The organism is Klebsiella sp. Ech2A (assembly GCF_030078455.1).
Lineage (GTDB): Bacteria > Pseudomonadota > Gammaproteobacteria > Enterobacterales > Enterobacteriaceae > Klebsiella > Klebsiella terrigena.
In genome coordinates, this window is record NZ_JAQGFU010000376.1 from 1 (window position 1) to 1,900 (window position 1,900).

Below are 1,900 nucleotides of genomic sequence, written 5' to 3' on the forward strand. Positions count from 1 at the left end.
GGGGGGCCCATCTCCGCCAGGGGTGAGACCAGCTGCTGGCTGTCAAACGGCTGGTGGATGGCGTCGCGCGCCCGGGCGTGCGCGAGGCCAAAATTCAGCACCTCGCGGGTTGGCAGGCTGGCGCCGCTGCGGCCCAGCGCGATGCGCGCATCGGTGAATTCACGCAGCGGGTTCCAGGCGTCGGGGCGATTCATATCGGTTCTCCTTACGCCATCACGGAAAGTAGAGGATGGCGGGCGTCGGTCAGGCGCAGCGCGCCGTCCGGGTGGGTTATCTGCATTTTCGTCAGCCAGGCGGCGAACTCCGGCGCGTGCTTGAGGCCCAGCAGGCGCCGGGCGTACAGGGCATCGTGGAACGAAGTGCTTTGGTAGTTGAGCATGATATCGTCCGCGCCGGGAACGCCGATTAAAAAGGTCAGCCCGGCGGCGCACAGCAGGGTCAGCAGGGTGTCCATGTCATCCTGATCCGCCTCGGCGTGGTTGGTATAGCAAACGTCGCAGCCGATCGGCAGCCCCATGATCTTGCCGCAGAAGTGATCCTCGAGGCCGGCGCGAATAATCTGCTTCCCGTCATAGAGATATTCCGGGCCGATGAATCCCACCACGGTATTGACCAGCAGCGGATCGAAATGGCGGGCGACGGCGTAGGCGCGGGCTTCGCAGGTTTGCTGATCGACGCCGTGGTGGGCGTTAGCCGAAAGACAGCTCCCCTGGCCGGTTTCAAAATACATCACGTTATTGCCGAGGGTGCCGCGGTTGAGGCTCAGCGCGGCCTCCCTGGCCTCCTGCAGCAGCGCCAGATTAATACCGAAGCCGCCGTTGGCCGCCTCGGTGCCGGCCACCGACTGAAAGACCAGGTCCACCGGCGCGCCGCGCTCAATCAGCTGCAGGGTGTTGGTGACGTGGGTCAGAATGCAGGACTGGGTGGGGATCGCAAAGCGCTGAATGATATCGTCGAGCATATGGTTGAGCTGCGCCAGCACCGGCAGGCTGTCGCTGGCCGGGTTGATGCCGATAACCGCGTCGCCCGCGCCGTACAGCAGGCCGTCGAGCATGCTGGCGGCGATGCCCTTCAGATCGTCGGTCGGGTGGTTGGGCTGCAGACGCACGCTAAGATGCCCCGGCAGGCCAATCGTATTGCGAAAGCGGGTGGTTACCCGGCATTTGCTGGCGGCGAGGATCAGGTCCTGGTTACGCATCAGCTTGCTGACCGCGGCCGCCATCTCCGGGGTTATCGCCCGCGCCACCTGCTGCAGGGTGGCGGTATCGGTGGCGTCATCAAGCAGCCAGTCGCGAAAGTCGCCCACCGTCAGGTGGCTAATCGCCGCGAAGCCGCGGCTATCGTGAGTGTCGATAATCAGCCGGGTGACTTCGTCCTGCTCGTAGGGGATGAGCGGGCTGTCGAGGATCGCCTTTAGCGGCACCTCCGCCAGCGCCATTTTCGCCGCCATCCGCTCTTCGGCGCTATCGGCGATAATCCCGGCGAGGGCATCGCCGGAACGTGCCGGAGAGGCCTTCGCCAGTAGCGTCTTCAGACTATCAAAGCGCCAGACCTGGCCTGATAGCGTTGTTTTATACATGCCGCCTCCTCAGGAGACTATACGCAGCTGCGGATCCGCCGGCGCGCGCTCGCGGGCCGCCGCGGTTTTACGAAACCACAGGTAGCCGCCGAGCATCATGGCCGCAAAAATCAGCGCCAGCAGCGTGTTGTACCAGACCATCGCCACCAGGCAGAGCACCGCCATCGCCAGGGCGAAGGCCGGCGCCCACGGATAGAGCGGCGCGCGGAACGGGCGAATCAGTTTCGGCTCGCTGCGGCGCAGTTTGAACAGCGCCGCCATCGAGGTGATATACATAACAATAGCGCCAAATACCGACATCGTGACGATGCAGGCGGTGAG

Annotated in this window: 2 protein-coding genes and 1 pseudogene; all 3 read right to left on the minus strand. The window is 64.2% G+C overall.

The annotated features are described in order from the left end of the window. On the minus strand, positions 1-194 hold a 194-nt coding region (locus tag PFH44_RS27140), incomplete at its 3' end, for an ethanolamine ammonia-lyase light chain EutC (RefSeq protein WP_283826770.1). A gap of 11 nt (positions 195-205) precedes the next feature. Further along, entirely contained in the window at positions 206-1,579 is a 1,374-nt protein-coding gene (locus PFH44_RS27145; protein ID WP_045854148.1) for an ethanolamine ammonia-lyase subunit EutB, read from the minus strand. A 9-nt stretch (positions 1,580-1,588) separates the two neighbouring features. Continuing rightward, a pseudogene (locus PFH44_RS27150) lies at positions 1,589-1,900 on the minus strand (ethanolamine permease); the annotation flags it as partial.

Coding starts and splice junctions, on each gene's coding strand:
- PFH44_RS27145 (WP_045854148.1), bottom strand. CDS start 1,579: ATGTATAAAACAACGCTATCAGGCCAGGTCTGGCGCTTTGATAGTCTG.